Raw genomic sequence first — 18,645 nt, 5'->3', positions numbered from 1 at the left:
CTATGCCCTGTTTCCAAGATTCTCCACCGAGGCGATGGCTGCGGCCGTCGCCTCGTGACATGGCGGCCATGGCCAGGGATGGTTGACGTCGGCCGGGGCGTGTTCCTATGCTGACTTCCTGCTGCTGGTATCCTGCCTCTATCTGATGATCGGCATCGATCCGTCACTATCCACCTTACCATTCCCAGTCCGGCCATGAGATCTGAAGACCTGACCCTGATGCGCAGCCTTCCTATGTTCGGCAAGGTGACGGAGGACCAACTCGCAGCGTTGGTGCCGCGTGGGTCGCTGCAGCGCTATCCGCGTGGCACCCTGCTGTTCCGGGAAGGGGACCAGGCCGATTTCCTTATGGTGTTGCTGGAAGGTGGCGTTGAGCTGTTCGCCCGCGACCATGATGAGAACGAGGCTGTGGTCGAGACGTTGTTCCCCGTCGACAGTTTCATCCTGGCCGCTGCTCTGACGGGGGCGCCCTATCTGATGTCGGCACGGACATTTCTTCCCTCGCGCGTGCTGTTGCTGGACGCAGAGATATTCCGCCGTGCCGTGGCGGCCGACCCCGATCTTTCCGCCCCCGTCATGGCAGAATTGGCTCAGCATTTCCGTCGCTTGGTTCGGCAGATCAAGAATCTGAAACTGCGCACCGGTGTTCAGAGATTGGGCTGTTATGTGCTGGGCTTGGCGGGGGCAGCTGACGAGGTTCTGCTGCCATTCGATAAGCGTACCCTGGCGTCGCGGCTGGGGATGACGGCGGAGAACCTGTCGCGCGCGTTTTCAACCTTGCGTGCTCACGGGTTGTCGACACAGGGCAACCGCGTATTGATCCAAGACCGTGAAAGGCTGGTCGCCTTTTCCAGGCCCGATCCCCTGATCGACGCATCCGACGGGCCGCTGTCCCTGACCGAATAGGTCATGCCGGAAGGTGCAGGTCCTCCGCGATGGCCACCAAGCTGTCAGGCTTGATCACTACGATCTGTTGCCGCCCGCCGGCCGTAATGCCCCCATTCTCCCATGAGGAGAGGATGCGACTGACTGTGTGCAGCGTTGTGCCCGTCATTTCCGCGAGATCCTGGCGCGTGAGGGGGAAGCTGATCTCCACGCCTGCCGATACTTCGCGTCCGGCCTGACGTGCCAGACGCAGCAGCGCATAGGCGACGCGGCGCTCCACACGTTGGGTGGACAATTGCCGTACACGGGTCTGCAGGTCTTCCAGCCGATCGCCCAGCATGGCCATGGTGTTCATGGCGATCTGAGGATAAGCCAGCATCAGTGCCTTCATCGTCTCAACGGACCACATCAGGTCGACACTGTCGGTCACGGCCAGGGCATCGCCTGGATAGCCCGACAGGAACATGGCCAACGTGCCATACATCTCCCCGGGTCCCACGAACTGCACCACCACCTGCTGTCCATCGGACCCTGCCTGCTGGATCTTGATGCGCCCGTCCACCAGAGCATGGCAAGTGGTGGCACTATCGCCTTGTTTGAAGACGATGCTGCCTTTGGCAACGCGTCGGGCCTGCGCCTTGTCCATCACCACACGCAGGGTATCGGCATCCAGCCCCGTGAACATGCGCATGGGTTTAAGCAGCGAGGGGTCGGGTTTAAGTTTTTCCATCGGGTCCGCCTTGGCGCCATTATGGGAAGGCACACCATAGGCCCGACGGCTACGTTCACACCAGACCAGTTCATCCCGGCCGCCCGTCAGCGCGTCGTGTCACCAGGATGGGAGCATAAACCAGAAGGTACAGCAGGAAGGAAAGCAACCAACTGCCCCCGGCCACGTCATAGGCTAAGCCAGCGTCTGGCAGGACCGGCGCCAGCACCCGAACCAGGGCCGCCAGGGTCAGCAGTAGATAGGCGGCGACGGTCGGCCGGGCAGCCACGATATCGCGGCCGGTATGGCCCAGAGCCGCCCGTGTCATGACGGCCAGGATCATGGTAGCGAAAGCACCAGCGGTCAGGGCGTGGATCCACCCCTGTCCGATCTCTGCGCCGGTGAGCAACCAAGAGGACTTCAGCAGCAGGCCGACCGGAATCCAAGCATAGGCCAGATGCAACACCCAGAGGATCGGCTGCGACAGCGTTCGCAGCCCGCGCCAACGGGCCAGCCTTGCCGCATGCGCGATGCTCGCCATCAGCGATGCTATACCCGGCATAGTTCCTTCGGGCTGCATCAAGTCGGCAAGAGCTAACAGGACCAGCGTGGCCAGGGCGGCACGATCGAACCATCCGAAGGTGGGGATTTCTGTCTTGCATCCGATCCGCTTCAAGGTGCTGCTCGTAAACGATGGCACGATACGCCCACCGATCAGCGCCACCATCAGCAGCAGCATGTCGATGGCCAGTGTCCGGCCCCGCTCCCAGGCCCCCGGAAGCCAGCCCAGCCGGTCGACATGATACTGGGCGCTAGCCAGGGTCAGCGTGATCAGCACTAGCAGCAATATATAGTTGCGGCGGTTGCGGGCCTTGACGATGGAGGGCAGCACCATGGCGCAAAGCGCGGGGAAGAAGGCCAAGTCGATGATGGCCGCCGGCAAGATGGGCAGGGGGATGAGAGGATTTAATGCAACGCGACCAGCCAGCCATAGGCCGACAAGTGCAACCAACCGACTCCCAGCATAGCCGCGCTCGCCGGTCCAGTTCGGCACTGCCGTCAGCAGGAAGCCCGCGATGGCTGCCGCCGCGAAGCCGAACAACATCTCATGCCCGTGCCATGCCGCCGGACTCCCCAGGCCATCGGGCCAGCGACCCGTCAACAGCACAGCCAGCCAGATGGTCAGCATGATGATGGCATGTAGTCCGGCAACCAGAAAGAACGGCCTGAACCCGTAGGCGAACAGGGCAAAGCGGGAGGGCCGGAGATGCGACATATCTTCGAAATGAGCGGTCATGGCGGCTTCGATCAACTAAGTGCAGTACGAGCTTTGGTACGTCTTTGACCAAAATCGGTCTTTGCGTTGGCACAAACACAAGGCATTTTTGTGCTGGCCGAAAGTAGTGGAGGACCGCTCGTGAAGAAGTGGCTGTCTGTTAATGCATCGGTTGTTGCAAAAAAGGCAGTTATGGCAATGACGACGCTTCCTCCTTTCAATCAGGCGTTTTCGTCCCGCGTCAGGTCGGCCGCAAGGTACTGGAAGCAGAAATCCTGCGCGAAGCGGCGGAAAAGTCGCGCTCAACAAAAGCCGATCTTGCCTCGCGCGGTCGCCGCTTCCACCCCCATTCCTGACCTCAAAATGCGCTCGCCCTGCGAGTTCATAACGACCTATCGTGAAACCGCCTGACTGTCTGGCCAAACAGGGGCCTGAACCGCGCCGGGATTGTCGGCGGCAAAAGTTCGTGAGTCATGCTGCCATTTGCTGAATGCTCACGGCGTCATGATAGCGTTGTTCGGCCTCTGCGGGCGGGATATTTCCGATAGGCTCGAGCAGGCGTCGGTTGTTGAACCAGTCGACCCATTCGAGGGTTGCGTATTCCACGGCTTCAAAGGATTTCCACGGTCCTCGCCTGTGAATGACCTCCGCCTTGTAGAGGCCGTTGACGGTTTCGGCCAAGGCATTGTCGTATAAATCGCCGACGCTGCCGACCGACGGTTCGATGCCGGCCAGCCCCAGCCGCTCGGTGTATCGGATGGACAAATATTGGCTGCCCCGGTCCGAATGGTGAACCAGTCCGGATTTCCCCTTCGGTCGGCGCTGGTGCAGGGCCTGCTCCAGGGCATCCAGGACAAAACCGGCGTCGGCCGTCCGGGACACTCGCCAGCCGACGATCCGCCGGGCAAAGGCGTCGATGATGAAAGCCACATAGACGAACCCGCTCCAGGTGGACACATACGTGAAATCAGAAAGCCACAGTTGATCGGGCCTGTCCGCCCGGAATTGCCGGTTCACCCGATCCAGCGGACAGGGTAAGGCCTTGTCGGCAATGGTGGTTTTCACCGGCTTTCCACGGATGGCACCGCGCAGGCCCATCTCCCGCATCAGCCGCGCGACCGTGCAGCGCGCCACCTGGATGCCCTCGCGCTGCAACTGCCGCCACACCTTGCGCACCCCATAGACCTGGAAATTCTCTTCGAACACCCGGCGGATAGCGGCCTTCAAGCCGATATCGCGCTGTGCCCGCGCCGGCAGTTTGGCCCGATCAGCGGCGCGGGCCGCATGCCGACGCACAGTTGACGGGGCGATTGGCAAAACCTCGCAAATCGGCTCGACCCCGTATTCCTGGCGGTGGGCATCGATGAAGCCCAGCATCATTTCTGTCGGCGGTCGAGCTCCGCCATCGCGAAATATGCCGATGCCTTGCGCAGGATCTCATTCGCCTGGCGCAGCTCACGGATCTCCCGCTCCTGCGCCTTCAACTTCTCCAGCACATCCAGCGGAATGCCAGCACGGCTGCCGCTTTCTACCTCGGCTCTCTTGACCCATTCATTCAGCGTGTGCGCCGAACACCCGATCTTGGATGCCACGGATGAAACTGCCGCCCATCGCGACGGATGATCCTTCTCGTGGTCCAGCACCAGCCGAACAGCCCGCTCGCGGACCTCAGCCGAAAATTTGTTCGTTGTCTTGCTCATCGTAGCCCCATCCTCTCAGGAGTTGGAGCCGCCGACAATCCCGGACCGGTTCAGAGGCACTCTCAAGCCACAGGCTATGCGTTTGAGCTATAATGTCGATGGTCAGGTCACCTCTAAGGAGTTGGGCACCGTCAACAGCCAATCCGACGCTGACTGGCCCGGGTTCAGCATGGTGCAGCAGGCATCCAGTGGCTATGACGGCATGGGCCGCAAAGTATGGGATGCGATGACCGGCGGTGGCGCCATCCAGGCATTGAGCCAGTACAGCTATGACAGTGCCAGTCGGCCCGATTGCGCCGCAGTGCGCCTGAACCAGGCAGCCTATCTCAGCTTGCCGGGTAGTGCCTGCACGCTGACAGCGGTGGGCGGCGACGGTTCTTATGACCGGATTTCCCAGAACACCTACAACGCCGCCGACCAGGTGACGAAGGTGACGGATGCGCTGGGTACCAGCGGCCTGCGGGGCACCCAGGTCACGACGCAGGAAGCCGTTTATCTGGCGACGGGCGCGGTGGACAAGCTGAAGGATGCCGGCGGCCGCACGACCCAGTATGAATATGACGGGTTCGGCCGCGTCACCAAGATCACCTATCCGCACCCGTCCAGTATCGGGCAGGTGAACAGCGGTGACTACGAGAGCTTCACCTATGACGCCGCCTCGCGCGTGACCGGCATGCGTATGCGCAACGGTGTGAATGCGACGCTGGCCTATGACGCGCTGGGGCGCCTGGCCCAGAAATCCACCCTGCCCGCTTCCGGTGGCGAGACCATCAGCTACACCTATGACAATCTGGGCCGCGTGCTGACCCTGTCGAACGGCAGCCAGACGATCACCTATACCTATGATGCGCTGGGCCGCCGCAAGACGGAGACCGGCCCGCTGGGCCAGGTGGCATCCGACTATGACGTGGCCGGCCGGCGGATCAAGGTGACGTGGCCGGGCGGGTTCCATGTCAATTACGATTACGACACCGCCGGCAACCTGAAGGCGGTGCGGGAGAACGGGGCGACCTCAGGCGCCGGGGTGCTGGTCGGCTTCAGCTACGACAGTCTTGGCCGTCGGACGGGCGCGGCCTTCGGCAACGGTGTGACGACGGGCTACGGCTATGACGCGCTCAGCCGTCTATCCAGCCTGACCCTGAACCCGGCGGGCACGGGCCAGGACCAGCATGTCGGGTTCAGCTACAACCGCGCCGGCCAGATCACGGGCCGCGACAGCAGCAACGAGAGCTATACGCGGCCGATCCCGTCGAAGGTGGACCGTTCCTATGCGATCGACGGGCTGAACCGGGTGACGTCGGTCACCAGCCACCAGACGGGCGGCAACAGCACCGCGCCCCTGAGCTATGGCGGCGGGCAGTCGCTGACCGGCGACGGTTCGGTCAGTTTCGGCTATGATCCGGAGAACCGGCTGACCAGCGGCAATGGCGCCACGCTGGCCTACGACCCGGCGGGCCGGCTTTATCAGGTCAGCAAGTCGGCCACGGCCCGCTTTCTCTATGACGGCCCCGACATCATCGCCGAATATGACGGGTCGGGGAACCTGCTGCGGCGCTATGTGCATGGGACCGGCCTCGACCAGCCGCTGGTCTGGTACGAAGGCAGCGGCACGGGCGACCGCCGCACGCTTTTGGCCGACGAGCGCGGATCGGTGGTGGCCGTGACCAACGGCGGCGGGGTGGCCAGCATCAATACCTATGATGCCTATGGCCAGCCCGGGGCGGCCAACCAGGGGCGGTTCCAGTACACGGGCCAGATCTGGCTGGCCGAGGTTGGGGTTTACCATTACAAGGCGCGGGCGTATTCTCCGACCCTGGGCCGGTTCCTGCAACCCGACCCCATCGGCTATGCCGCCGGCATGAACCTCTATGCCTATGTCGGCAACGATCCGGTCAACAGGATCGATCCATCAGGGTTAACGGATTGTCCGCAGCCGGCGAATGGGGCGACCACGTGCGGCGGAGGAGGCGGCGGTAGCACCTACATTCGCTGGTTTGGAAAATTCTTCGACAATGGCCTGGATTACAGGCAGATGGACGATGACTATGGTGGCGGCGAGGTCAGCATCCCTGATGATGTTTCTAATGCTTCTCAAATCACTCAGGTAGCTCAACAATATGGAATGTGCGAACAAACAGATGGCAATGCCAGAGCTTTGGACTATAGTAAAATGCTTTATAAAAGAGGCTCTCAAAGCGTTCAGGATCATATTATAGAAAGGCATTTGTCTGGAATGATTGGGGTTTCCCAATATTTTCAGAACTCCGGATGGAGAGGAGTTCTAAATAACAACTATTACACGTACCTATTTGGGGCGCAAACTTATGACCCAGTACGTAACCTTCATGTGTTCGATGCTCCTCATCCGCTAGCTTTTCTGGGCTACATTGGTATCAGGGCGGCTTATGGAACTGATGGATCCGGGGCGCCTGCGTATACCAATCACCTCGTGTTAAAAAGTGACTGCCGAACCGTAATAACGTCGTATCCAAAATAATGGGATGAGAACGATGAATAATAAAGAAATACACGCAGATGCAATGGCAATTCCAGTCTCCCCTAAAGGTGAATTGAATGAAGATTTTAGAAATTTAACCACTTATATTTCAAGTATAGGAAAATTCTATAACGAACTTGGTTTGTCTCCTGGTCGGTTCGAAGAATGGACTTCAAATTTTGGTGCAGATTGTTGTGGAATTTCTCCAGATGGAGAATTTCTTATCCCTGAATTTCCGGTTTTCTCTAGGCTTGCTTGGATGGATATAGATCCTGTGGTGTTATTTCACGATGATATTATAAATCTAATTATTGAATGCGACAATCTTATAGAAAAAACAAATAATATTGAAGTATCTTTAGAGGCAGTGAACATTAAGACTCTCGCTCAATCTGCAATAATTAATGATTTTTGTATAAAATTTGATTATGCCCGGCAGTTCTATAAAATGAAACCTAATAATTCTAAGATCTCAACAAAATTATTATGGTTTATATGTGGTATTATTCTCTGTTTGGTGTTTTTTATTCTGTTTATTATTGCTGTTTCAAACCAATTTACAACGGGTCTGTATATATCAATATGGGTGATAATTACTATTATATTTCTATTTATAATGGTGGGCTATTTTGGATGGAAATTATGGCAAAGAAAATAATAAGAAAAGCTGGCTGAGGCCGTTTATCTGGCGACGGGCGCGGTGGACAAGCTGAGGACCGGCCTCGACCAGCCGCTGGTCTGGTACGAAGGCAGCGGCACGGGCGACCGCCGCACGCTTTTGGCCGACGAGCGCGGATCGGTGGTGGCCGTGACCAACGGCGGCGGGGTGGCCAGCATCAATACCTATGATGCCTATGGCCAGCCCGGGGCGGCCAACCAGGGGCGGTTCCAGTACACGGGCCAGATCTGGCTGGCCGAGGTTGGGGTTTACCATTACAAGGCGCGGGCGTATTCTCCGACCCTGGGCCGGTTCCTGCAACCCGACCCCATCGGCTATGCCGCCGGCATGAACCTCTATGCCTATGTCGGCAACGATCCGGTCAACAGGATCGATCCATCAGGGTTAACGGATTGTCCGCAGCCGGCGAATGGGGCGACCACGTGCGGCGGAGGAGGCGGCGGTAGCACCTACATTCGCTGGTTTGGAAGATTCTTCGACAATGGCCTGGATTACAGGCAGATGGACGATGACTATGGTGGCGGCGGTGGCGGTGGTGATATGAGTAATGAGAGTCCGTTGGAAAAGAGCTTACTGGACTACGGCAGGGACATGCTCTGCGGTTTGCCTGCCATCAGCCCAAGCATCGGTGCCGATCTGTATGCCGGGCTGGGAATTTCGCTTAGTGGTGGACCGACCTTCGATCTTGCGCGCGGGCAGTTCGGTGTTTCGTGGTCAGTTGCGGTCGGCGTAGGTTTTGGCGTTGATATTGGCGTAGGACTCGCAGGGGGCCCCACCGAAAGCAACATGATTTCCGCAAATCTCGTGGTGGGAGGAGGCATTGCGATTCCTGTTGGACCTGCATTGAACCTCGGTGGCTCCGTTGGCTACAATGTGCTTGGCACCGATCCAGGCTTGTCCGGTGCTGCCATCGGGCGATTTGGGACGCCGCTCGCCTATGTGAACGGGGGAGTGAATGCCGGCTTCAATACTCCATCGCTCTATAATCTTGATTGCAAAGAATAGACCTTTCGGATTCCAAGGAGATTGATATGAAACCATGGATGTCATGGCTGGTATTTTTCTTGATTTGTGCAATGCTATCTTACTTTCTAGCGGAAGGGTGGCCTTCAAGGGTCCTTCTTTTTCTGATAATGTTTGTGCCAATCACAATTTGGGCTTTCCGGAATTTGAAATAATTTCCGGAAAAGAGCTTTCTGGGCCATGGCAGGGATATTCTCAGTGTCCGTCCGAGAAGGATCTGAATGAGATCAATGCGATATGAAAATGGTTTGCGGGCGGTGACACAATTGTGATTCTTTAATTGGCGTCATCATCAGGACAAAGGTCATGTGGACGCCCGAGAACCGCCCCCTGTACAACCGGGATCACCTTCGTTACCCAAGCGACCTGACCGACGCGGAATGGGTGTTGGTGTCGCCTTTGCTTCCTCCGGCCAAGCATGGAGGGCGCCAGCGCAGTGTGGACCTGCGGGAGGTGGTCAACGGGGTGATGTATGTGCTGGGCACCGGCTGCCAGTGGCGGGCGATCCCGAAGGACTTGCCACCGCGCAGCACGGTTTTCGACTATCTGAGCCTGTGGAGTTGGGACGGGACGCTGGACCGCCTCCATCACGAACTCTATGTCCGGTGCCGTGAGCAGGCTGGCCGCGATGCCAGTCCGACCGCAGCGATCATCGACAGCCAGAGCGTGAAAAGCGCTGAAAAAGGGGGCGCTGCATCGACCCGGCGGGCTACGACGCGGGCAAAAAGATCAAAGGCAAGAAGCGGCTGTCGCTGGCGGGATAAAACTCCCCAGAAGTGGCGAATGAAAAGTCCCCGATTATGGCAGGAAAAAGTACATCACAATAATCACCCCACGCAATGGTGGGCGTATCGTATGACAAGTCAACCCGACTAGGTTGTCCAAGGGAGTGTCGTAGCGATGTGTTCTGCTATGGGAAACGGAGACGGACTCTGCCGTTCGTTCGCCAATTACAGCGACTTGGTATATGGCATAGGCTTGCGAGACAGTGAGATTATACGCCTATCGGCGATCCGGAAGAAAATTCACGATTTGTTCTCATCTTGGGAGAAATCACCCCATTGAAGGTGGACACCGCGCCCAGGAACCGGCTTCGTATCGCCGCGTGATTTGGCAGAGTGGCAGACCGCTCAAGCCGCTATATCGTTGATACTCATGATCCCCGAGATCAGCGCCGCGAAGATTGTCCCGATCAGCCCACCCAGTACCAGCGTTAAGCCTGGCACCAGCAATGCAAGGAGCCTGCCAAGCGCAGTAGTCCGCTCCCGTTCCAGCAGGTTTGCCAGATTCGATAAGGCTCGCGGCAAGGCGGTCGCCTGTTCGGCCAATGCCACCAGCCGTGCCAGCCGCTGCGGGAACAGCGGTTCCGCCGACATGGCCCGGCTGAGCGACGTGCCTCCGCGCACGCGTTCCGAGGCACGTTGGGCAGCACCCGCCAGAGCGCGGTTGGACAGGCAAAGGCCGGCGGTCGCCAGCGCATCCGCAAGTGGTACGCCCCCACCCAGCAGGGCGGCCAACGTCCGGGTATAGACAGCGATCTCCGCGTCCCGAACCAATCGGCCCAGCGGCCCTGTCCGCCTCACTAACCACCCATCCATCGCCAACCTGACCACCGGGCGGCGGCGCAGCCTGACGATCGCAAGTCCTCCCATTGCCGGAAGCAGCAGCAGCCACGGCCCGAATTCCCCAAGGAAACGACCGGCGGCCAGGACCGCCGCCGTACTGGCGGGCAGCCGGGTCCCGCTGCCCTCAAAGAGGTTCTCGAACTGCGGGATGACATAGCCGCTCAGCAGGGCCAGCGCCGCCAGCGTCAGCAGGCCCACCAGCGCCGGATAGATCAAGGCCGAAACCAGCTTCTGCCGGAATGTCGTGCGGCCTTCCTCCAGGTCGGCCAGGTGGGACAGGCTGGCGGCGAGACCACCCGCCTGCTCGCCGGCGGCCACCATGCCCTGGGCCTCCGGCGGGAACAGTCCGCCCTGCGCCACCATAGCCCGAGCCAAACCCTCGCCGGCACGCACGCGGCGGCGCACGTCCTCCACCAGGCCCTGTGCCGATGCCCGTTCCATCTTCTCCCCAACCAACCCCAGGGCGGGCTCCAGCGCGATGCCGGCTTCCAGCAGGTTGGCAAGGTCCCGCAGGAAGGACAACCGCTCCGCCGATGTCAGCGCCGGCGGCCTGAACCAGCTGCGCACCGTCCCGGCTTGGGGAAGGGGCCGCAGGGTGACTGGCGTAAGCCCCCGCGCGCGAAGCTGCTCCAACGCCGACTTGTCGCTGCCCGCCTCCAGATGCCCGGTCTCGCGCGACCCATCGGCCCGCAGCGCCCTGTAGCGGAACGTCGCTGTTTCACCCGGCCTTGGCGACACGCATCACCTCCTCCGGCGTCGTATTCCCGGACGCCACCAATTCGGCACCGGCGCGAAGTCAGTGTCGGGAAGCCGCGCTCCACCATGAGGTGCTCAAGCGTTTCGGCGCCTGTGCCTTCCCGTATCGACGCGCGCACGACCTCGTCCACGGGCAGCCATTCGGCGAGCGCCCGCCGCCCGCGATATCCCGTCCCGCCACAGGCCGGGCAGCCCACCGCGCGCGGGACCGCATGGATACCGCCCGAAAGCCCCAGCGCGCGGATGTCCCGTTCCGTCACCTCGCGGGTACCCTTGCATTGCGGGCACAGCACGCGCACCAGCCGTTGCGCAAGCACGCCGTTGATCGTGGCCGACAGGAGGTACGGATCGACGCCCATGTCCATCAGGCGCGGCAGCGCCCCAGCGGCACTGTTGGTATGCAGAGTGGACAGCACCAGATGGCCTGTCAGCGCTGCCTGGACCGCGATGGCCGCCGTCTCCCCGTCGCGGATCTCCCCCACAAGGATGACGTCGGGATCCTGTCGCAGGAAGGAACGCAGGACGTGCGCGAAGGTCAGGCCGATGGAAGGTTTCACCTGCGTCTGGTTGACCCCATCCAGCACATACTCCACGGGATCCTCGACCGTCAGGATCTTGCGGCTGCCGGCATCCATGCCGCGAAGCCCGGCGTATAGGGTGGTGGTCTTGCCGCTGCCTGTGGGACCGGTAACCAGGACGATGCCATGCGGTCGTTCCAGTTCCGCGGCCAGCGCCTTCTCTACCGCCGGCGGCAACCCCAGCCGGTCCAGGCGCGTCCCTCCACCACCTGCCTGATCCAACACGCGCAGCACCACATCCTCCCCGTGGACCGTGGGCACCGTGGCGATGCGAAAGTCGATGTCGCGGCCGCCATAGGTCTGCCGGATGCGCCCGTCCTGGGGCAGTCGCCGTTCGCCGATATCCAGACCCGCCATGACCTTCAGCCGGCTGACCAGTCCAGCCGCGTCACGGCGGGGCAGGGTCTCCGTCTCGCCCAGCAGACCATCGACGCGGTACCGAACCACCAGACGGTCGGCCATCGGCTCCACATGGATATCGGTGGCGCGCATCTGCAGCGCCTTCTGGACGAGGTCGCCCACCTGGCGGACCACTGGCCCCTCGTTGGCAAGGTCCCGAAGGCGTTCTGCGTCGCCTTCCAACATATCCGCCGCGGAATCGCCCCCGCCATCCTCGGCCGGCAGGATGCGCGAGAGCGCCGCCTCGATTTCCCGCCCGGTCGCCACCGCCCAGTTCGGCGTACTGCCCAGAGCGAATTCCAGCGCCCGACGCAGGCTGGCGTCGAGCGGATCGGCAAGGAGTACTTCCACCCGTCCGTCGGGCCAAGCTAAGGGCAGGGCACGGTTCGAGCGAAGGAAGGCTGGGTTCAGGTGCGTGTCCGGCGGAAGGATCCCCTCCGCCTGGCTCCCGATATCTCGTAACGGCAGGCCAAGGACGGTGCTGTATGCGGCCGCCATGGCGTCGTCCGGCACAAGGCCGAGATCCAACAAGGCACGGTCAATTCTGGCTGAGCTGGTGGCTCGAGCGCGTGCAAGGGATGACGCAGGAAGCTGCCCCCGTTCTGACAACAGCTCCAGGACCCGGTCCAGCGGAGGGCTACCCTGAGCCGGATGGCTCCTTGTCGACATGCCGGTGCTGGTCATCGCGGTGGACATGAGGAATTGTTATCGCATAACGGGAGTCGTTGGCTAGTCTTAAGGAGATTGAGCCCGCTGGCGGACTTCCTGCTGCATTTTCGGGCATATTACTAATGCCAATGCACCGAAAAATGGGTCAAGGTCTGCAGGATCGGACTCCGCACCGGTTCGGTCAGATCGAGATTACGCTCAGCGGCGGCTTGTCCCGGCGCGCTTGCTAATCATCGTGGACACTACGGATATCAATGTTCACGACGTGCCCGGATGGGCCAGAACCCAACGTCGTTTACGTCCCTTACACAGCCAAAACCGCTCCGGGTATTTCCATAATTATCCTTACCGCGCATTTAGTTGTAGGCAAAGTTAAAATGTCAGTCCTGAGCAAGATAGAAATGTCAGTCTCTGGATCGGTTTTGGCCGGTTTTGGGGGCTGTCATGGGCTGGCTGATGATGAGCGATCGGGATGTCCGGCGTGTTGAGGTATTGGCAGAGATCGAGAGTGGTCAGCTTGGGGTTTCGGACGCGGCTGGGATATTGTGACCTGCTCCCTGGAAATGTGCCCGGCGTGAAGTAGAGTCCTTCCGACCGAGGAGGGCTATTTGATGAAGAAGAGCCGTTTCAGCGAGGAACAGATCATCGGGATCCTGCGAGAGCAGGAAGCCGGCCATAAGACGGCGGACATCTGCCGCCGTCATGGGATTTCGGAGGCGACATTTTACGCCTGGAAATCGAAATATGGCGGGCTTGAGGTATCAGAAGCCAAGCGTCTGAAGGGCTTGGAGGATGAGAACAGCCGCCTGAAGAAGCTGCTGGCCGAGGCGATGCTGGACAACGCCATGCTGCGCGAGGTTGCAGGAAAAAAGTGGTAAGGCCCGCCGCGCAGCGCCGGACGGTTGCCCACCTGCGGGCGACGTTCGGGGTGAGCGAGCGGCGGGCCTGTTCTGTCCTGAAGGTGCATCGCCGGACGATCCGCTACCGATCTCGGCGCCCTGATGACGGCGCCCTGCGGCAAAGGCTGCGGGAGCTGGCATCGGAGCGGCGGCGGTTCGGCTACCGACGTCTGGGATGTCTGCTGGCCCGGGAGGGGATGGCGGTGAACCATGGGACTATCGGGAATTTCGTGCTCGGCTGGGCGGTTTGAAATCAGGCGTTCATCGCCTTTGTGAACCTGTCGCCGAACAGGACGGCCATCTGCGCCTTGGCTGCCGTCCATTCACGTGCGGGCATCTTCCATTCTTTCTCGGCCCTGTTCAAGACCAGGAACAGCAATTTCAGCGCCGCCTCGTCATTGGGGAAATGCCCCCTGGCGCGGACGGCCCGGCGGAGCTTTGAATTCAGGGCCTCGATGGCGTTTGTTGTATAGAGTATGCGCCTGACCTCGCGGGGAAAGGCAAAGAACGGGATGACCTCCTGCCAAGCACGGCGCCAGGCCTTGCCGATAGCCTCATATTTCTGACCTCAGGGGCCTTCCTCGAATTCTGTCAGTGCCGCTTCGGCGGCCTTGTCATCCAGGGCGTCATAGACCTTCTTCAGGGCGGCGGCGACCGGCTTGCGGTCCTTCCAGGAGGCGAACTCCATGCTGTGGCGCAGCAGATGGACGATGCAGGTCTGCACGCTCGTCTCCGGGAAGGCGGCAGCGATGGCCTCGGGAAAGCCCTTCAGCCCGTCGACCACGGCCAGCAGGATGTCCTCCACGCCCCGGTTGTTCAGCTCGTTCAGAACCCGCAGCCAGAATTTCGCCCCCTCGTTCTGCTCAATCCACAGGCCCAGCACCTCCTTGGTGCCGTCCGCCCGCACGCCGATGGCGATGTGGATCGCCTTGTTGCGCACCAGACTTTCGTCCCTGATCTTGACCCGCAGCGCGTCCAGGAAAACCAGGGGATAGACCGCTTCCAGCGGCCGGGTCTGCCAGGCCGCCACCTCATCCAGAACCGCGTCCGTCACCGCTGAGATCAGGTCCGCCGACACCTCGATCCCGTACAGTTCCCGCAGATGGCCGGTGATTTCCCGCGTCGACATGCCCCGCGCGTACATCGAGATGATCTTGTCGTCGAACTGAACCGGTCCGGGATTGTCGGCGGCTCCAACTCCTGAGAGGATGGGGCTACGATGAGCAAGACAACGAACAAATTTTCGGCTGAGGTCCGCGAGCGGGCTGTTCGGCTGGTGCTGGACCACGAGAAGGATCATCCGTCGCGATGGGCGGCAGTTTCATCCGTGGCATCCAAGATCGGGTGTTCGGCGCACACGCTGAATGAATGGGTCAAGAGAGCCGAGGTAGAAAGCGGCAGCCGTGCTGGCATTCCGCTGGATGTGCTGGAGAAGTTGAAGGCGCAGGAGCGGGAGATCCGTGAGCTGCGCCAGGCGAATGAGATCCTGCGCAAGGCATCGGCATATTTCGCGATGGCGGAGCTCGACCGCCGACAGAAATGATGCTGGGCTTCATCGATGCCCACCGCCAGGAATACGGGGTCGAGCCGATTTGCGAGGTTTTGCCAATCGCCCCGTCAACTGTGCGTCGGCATGCGGCCCGCGCCGCTGATCGGGCCAAACTGCCGGCGCGGGCACAGCGCGATATCGGCTTGAAGGCCGCTATCCGCCGGGTGTTCGATGAGAATTTCCAGGTCTATGGGGTCCGCAAAGTCTGGCGGCAGTTGCAGCGCGAGGGCATCCAGGTGGCACGCTGCACGGTCGCGCGGCTGATGCGGGAGATAGGCCTGCGGGGTGCCATTCGCGGCAAGCCGGTGAAAACCACCATTGCCGACAAGGCCTTACCCTGTCCGCTGGACCGGGTGAACCGGCAGTTCCGGGCCGACAGGCCCGATCAGCTGTGGTTGTCCGATTTCACCTATGTCTCCACCTGGAGCGGGTTCGTCTATGTGGCCTTCATCATCGACGCCTTTGCCCGTCGGATCGTCGGCTGGCGGGTGTCCCGGACGGCCGATGCCGGTTTTGTCCTGGATGCCCTGGAGCAGGCCCTGCACCAGCGCCGGCCGGCGGGGAAATCCGGATTGGTCCACCATTCCGACAGGGGTAGCCAATATCTGTCCATCCGCTACACCGAGCGGCTAGGCCTGGCCGGCATCGAGCCATCGGTCGGCAGCGTCGGCGACAGCTACGACAACGCCTTGGCCGAAACCGTCAACGGTCTCTACAAGGCGGAGGTCATCCATAGGCGAGGACCGTGGAAATCCTTTGAAGCCGTGGAATATGCAACCCTCGAATGGGTCGACTGGTTCAACAACCGCCGCCTGCTCGAGCCTATCGGAAATATCCCGCCCGCAGAGGCCGAACAACGCTATCATGACGCCGTGAGCATTCAGCAGTTGGCGGCGTGACTCACGAACTTTTGCCGCCGACAATCCCGGCGCGGTTCAAACCCGGGGAACCGGCGCTGATACTTACCGATCAACTGCGGATCAAATGTCGAGGCCCGGTCACGCGGGACCGACAGTTCCACTGCCCCCGTATCCGTCAGCACCGTCTTGCGGCCATAGCCGTTGCGGCGGTTGCCGCTCTCGTCACCGGCAAGATGATGGTCCATCTCCGCCTTCAGCACCCGCTCTGCCAGCGCCTTCTTCAACTGGTCAAGCAGCCCGTTCTGGTCAAAAGCTGCCTTCGCGTCGCCGCCAGCCAGCAACTGGTCCAGAAGCACATCGGGGATAATCGGGTCCTTGCGTCGTGCCATCGTGAAGCTCCTTTCGCATCACTATGGCCCAGCCGAGCACGAAATTCCCGATAGTCCCCCGGGCCGCGTCACCCGGCCCAGGACACGCAAGCCCTTGAGATGCATAAAAAAACTTCGCCGCGCTGGTCGCCGCGGTAATCCCAGACCACGCAAGCGGCAAGCCTCTGGAATTATGGTGGCAGGATGAGGCCCGCGTCGGGCAACAGGGAACGCTAACCTACGCCTGGGCCGACAAGGGCAGCCGGCCCCGCCAGTTGAAGGACACCCGCTATACCTGGGCCTATATCTTCGGTGCTGTCTGCCCCGCACGCGATGTCGGTGCAGCCCTCGTCATGCCCCGCGCCAACGCAGAGGCCATGAATAAGCATCTGGCCGAAATCGCCTCCCAAATCCAGCCAGGAAGCCATGCCGTTCTCATTCTCGACGGCGCCGGGTGGCACCAGACAGGCGGAAGACTGAAGGTCCCCGATACCATCAGCATCCTTCATCTGCCACCCTATTGCCCCGAACTCAATCCCGTCGAAAATATCTGGCAGTACCTGCGCCAGAATTTCCTCGGCAACAGAATATTCAATGATTACGACGATATCGTTGATGCCTGCTGCAACGCATGGAACAGCATCATCGCACAAACAGGGAAAATTCGACAAATCGCTTCAAGGTAATGGGCAACGGTCAATCATTAGGGAGATTGGTATTATTTCGAAGACAAGAAGAAGCTGTTCGACGCCGTCTTCGCCCGCCGCGCCGCCGTAACCAGCGAGCGGCGGATGACGGTGCTGGAAGAGTATGAGAGGACCACCAACGGCAAGCCCACGGTGGAAGGGGCGCTGCACGCCTTCCTGGATACCGACCTGGACCTCTATATCGAGGGCGGGGACGCCTGGAAGAACTACGCGGCCCTGGGTGCGCAGGTGGCCAACACGCCCGAATGGGGGGCGGAGCTGATGGACAAGCATTTCGATCCCGTCGTGCGGCGGCTGATCGATCTGCTGAAGAAGGCCCTGCCCGACCGGGCGGAAGAGGACATCTTCTGGGGCTATCACTTCGTCACCGGGGCCCTGCTGCTGACCCTGGCGCGCACCGGGCGCATGGACAAGCTGTCGGGCGGCCTATGCAAATCCGACGATTTCGCCGCCGTGAAGGCCCGCATGGCCGCAGGCTTCAAGGAAGTGTGCAAGGTGCGGACATGAAATCGGCGGGCGCCTGACCGGGTCAGGCGCCCGTGATCCTCACCGTGCCACCGCCATCACCGGCTGGCTCCAGCCACCGCTGGCCAACTCGCGTTCGGCCTGCATGAAGCCGTAGCCGGGGACCAATTCATCCGCACGGTTTGTGACCTCGTCCAGCCGCGCCACCACGGCGTCGCCCGTGCCGGGACCGCTGCCGATATGGCAGCCCTGGGTCAGGGTGACATTGGCCGCCGCGAAGTGACCGCCGCCGGCGCACAGGATGGTTCGCGTCGGCGCGTCGGCGCCGACCAGCGGCAGCAGCGCCGGGCTGACCAGCGAAGGGTTCAGCCGTTCCAGGCTGTCGCCGGACAGGACGCCGTCGGTCATCTGCGTGGCCGCCGTCGGCGCCAGACAGTTGACGCGGATATTGTACCGCTCCCCCTCGATGGCCAGGGTCTGCATCAGGCCGACCAGCGCCATCTTGGCGGCACCATAATTGGCCTGGCCGAAATTGCCGTAGAGGCCGGAGGAGGAGGTGGTCAGGACGATGCGGCCATGGCGCTGGGTCCGCATGATCTCCCACACCGCCTTGGTGCAGATGACGGCCCCCATCAAATGCACTTCCAGCACCAGGCGGAAATCATCCAGCCCCATCTTGGCGAAGCTCTTGTCGCGCAGGATGCCGGCATTGTTGACCAGGATGTCGATGCGGCCCCACTGATCCATGGTGCGGCCCACCATAGCCGCCACCGCCGCCTCGTCCGTCACCGATCCGGCGATGGCCAGGGCGTCACCGCCCGCCGCCGCAACCTCCGCCGCCACCTTGTCGGCCGCCGCCTGGTTCAGGTCGTTGACGACGACCTTGGCGCCCTGGCGGGCCAGGAACAGGGCATGCTGCCGGCCCAAGCCGCCGCCCGCCCCCGTGACAATCGCAATCCGTCCCTTCAACGCCATTTTACGGCACTCCCTCCTGGTTTTTT

Annotated in this window: 13 protein-coding genes, 6 pseudogenes and 2 other annotated features; of the genes and pseudogenes, 11 read left to right on the top strand and 8 right to left on the bottom strand. The window is 61.1% G+C overall.

The genetic code is table 11. The features are described 5' to 3' along the window. Window positions 1-195: 195 nt before the first annotated feature. Window positions 196-906, top strand: coding sequence for a cyclic nucleotide-binding domain-containing protein (locus tag ABC728_RS04130; protein WP_416622165.1), 711 nt, complete (start codon window positions 196-198; stop codon window positions 904-906). A gap of 1 nt (window position 907) precedes the next feature. Here ABC728_RS04130 and ABC728_RS04125 read toward each other — a convergent pair whose 3' ends face one another. Continuing rightward, complete coding sequence (locus tag ABC728_RS04125) at window positions 908-1,615, bottom strand: Crp/Fnr family transcriptional regulator (protein ID WP_416622166.1); 708 nt, start codon at window positions 1,613-1,615, stop codon at window positions 908-910. A gap of 70 nt (window positions 1,616-1,685) precedes the next feature. Next, a complete protein-coding gene (locus tag ABC728_RS04120) occupies window positions 1,686-2,906 on the bottom strand; it encodes an NnrS family protein (protein WP_416622167.1) in 1,221 nt (406 codons plus the stop codon). A gap of 105 nt (window positions 2,907-3,011) precedes the next feature. On the opposite strand from ABC728_RS04120, the gene ABC728_RS04115 reads away from it, so the two are divergent. Further along, window positions 3,012-3,281 (top strand): hypothetical protein, encoded by a 270-nt coding sequence (locus ABC728_RS04115; protein WP_416622170.1) that lies wholly within the window; start codon window positions 3,012-3,014, stop codon window positions 3,279-3,281. Window positions 3,282-3,341: 60 nt separating this feature from the next. Here ABC728_RS04115 and ABC728_RS04110 read toward each other — a convergent pair. Beyond that, a protein-coding gene (locus ABC728_RS04110; RefSeq protein WP_445376275.1) for an IS3 family transposase occupies window positions 3,342-4,570 on the bottom strand; the annotation gives its coding sequence in 2 pieces (ribosomal slippage) (window positions 3,342-4,276 and window positions 4,276-4,570; 1,230 coding nt in all). Next, window positions 4,173-4,289: a sequence feature (AL1L pseudoknot), on the bottom strand. Its footprint overlaps the gene before it by 117 nt. 76 nt (window positions 4,571-4,646) lie before the next feature. On the opposite strand from ABC728_RS04110, the gene ABC728_RS04105 reads away from it, so the two are divergent. From ABC728_RS04105 to ABC728_RS04085, 5 genes and pseudogenes are all read left to right on the top strand, one after another. Beyond that, a complete protein-coding gene (locus ABC728_RS04105; RefSeq protein ID WP_445376274.1) occupies window positions 4,647-7,067 on the top strand; it encodes an RHS repeat-associated core domain-containing protein in 2,421 nt (806 codons plus the stop codon). Between the two features lie 13 nt (window positions 7,068-7,080). After that, window positions 7,081-7,725, top strand: coding sequence for a hypothetical protein (locus ABC728_RS04100; protein ID WP_416622371.1), 645 nt, complete (start codon window positions 7,081-7,083; stop codon window positions 7,723-7,725). Window positions 7,726-7,767: 42 nt separating this feature from the next. After that, entirely contained in the window at window positions 7,768-8,751 is a 984-nt protein-coding gene (locus ABC728_RS04095) for an RHS repeat-associated core domain-containing protein (protein WP_445376273.1), read from the top strand. A gap of 34 nt (window positions 8,752-8,785) precedes the next feature. Continuing rightward, window positions 8,786-9,010: a hypothetical protein gene (locus ABC728_RS04090; RefSeq protein ID WP_416622315.1), complete on the top strand. Its 225-nt coding sequence runs from the start codon at window positions 8,786-8,788 to the stop codon at window positions 9,008-9,010. 65 nt (window positions 9,011-9,075) lie between these two features. Continuing rightward, window positions 9,076-9,515: pseudogene (locus ABC728_RS04085) on the top strand (IS5 family transposase); the annotation flags it as partial. 384 nt (window positions 9,516-9,899) lie between these two features. Here ABC728_RS04085 and ABC728_RS04080 read toward each other — a convergent pair. Both ABC728_RS04080 and ABC728_RS04075 read right to left on the bottom strand, forming a co-directional pair. Next, window positions 9,900-10,961, bottom strand: coding sequence for a type II secretion system F family protein (locus ABC728_RS04080; protein ID WP_445376272.1), 1,062 nt, complete (start codon window positions 10,959-10,961; stop codon window positions 9,900-9,902). Beyond that, window positions 10,931-12,625 carry a GspE/PulE family protein gene (locus ABC728_RS04075; protein WP_445376329.1) on the bottom strand — a complete coding sequence of 565 codons (1,695 nt, stop codon included), beginning with the start codon at window positions 12,623-12,625 and terminating at the stop codon, window positions 10,931-10,933. The genes ABC728_RS04080 and ABC728_RS04075 overlap by 31 nt, the downstream gene beginning before the upstream one ends. 782 nt (window positions 12,626-13,407) lie before the next feature. Here ABC728_RS04075 and ABC728_RS04070 point away from each other — a divergent pair. Then, window positions 13,408-13,904: pseudogene (locus ABC728_RS04070) on the top strand (transposase); the annotation flags it as partial. 44 nt (window positions 13,905-13,948) lie between these two features. Here the strand turns inward: ABC728_RS04070 and ABC728_RS04065 are convergent. Then, window positions 13,949-14,860, bottom strand: a pseudogene (locus ABC728_RS04065) (IS256 family transposase); the annotation flags it as partial. A gap of 54 nt (window positions 14,861-14,914) precedes the next feature. Here ABC728_RS04065 and ABC728_RS04060 point away from each other — a divergent pair. After that, a protein-coding gene (locus ABC728_RS04060) for an IS3 family transposase (RefSeq protein WP_445376271.1) occupies window positions 14,915-16,143 on the top strand; the annotation gives its coding sequence in 2 pieces (ribosomal slippage) (window positions 14,915-15,209 and window positions 15,209-16,143; 1,230 coding nt in all). Beyond that, window positions 15,196-15,312, top strand: a sequence feature (AL1L pseudoknot). Its footprint overlaps the gene before it by 117 nt. A gap of 29 nt (window positions 16,144-16,172) precedes the next feature. Here ABC728_RS04060 and ABC728_RS04055 read toward each other — a convergent pair. Then, a pseudogene (locus ABC728_RS04055) lies at window positions 16,173-16,493 on the bottom strand (transposase); the annotation flags it as partial. 63 nt (window positions 16,494-16,556) lie between these two features. Here ABC728_RS04055 and ABC728_RS04050 point away from each other — a divergent pair. Next, window positions 16,557-17,158 (top strand): annotated as a pseudogene (locus ABC728_RS04050) (IS630 family transposase); the annotation flags it as partial. A 30-nt stretch (window positions 17,159-17,188) separates the two neighbouring features. Beyond that, a pseudogene (locus tag ABC728_RS04045) lies at window positions 17,189-17,686 on the top strand (TetR/AcrR family transcriptional regulator); the annotation flags it as partial. Between the two features lie 39 nt (window positions 17,687-17,725). Here the strand turns inward: ABC728_RS04045 and ABC728_RS04040 are convergent. After that, window positions 17,726-18,619: an SDR family NAD(P)-dependent oxidoreductase gene (locus ABC728_RS04040; protein ID WP_416622277.1), complete on the bottom strand. Its 894-nt coding sequence runs from the start codon at window positions 18,617-18,619 to the stop codon at window positions 17,726-17,728. Between the last annotated feature and the right edge of the window lie 26 nt (window positions 18,620-18,645).

Source organism: Niveispirillum fermenti, from assembly GCF_052474395.1.
Note: the sequence above shows the minus strand (reverse complement) of the source record. Positions and strands in the feature narration are given on the sequence as shown.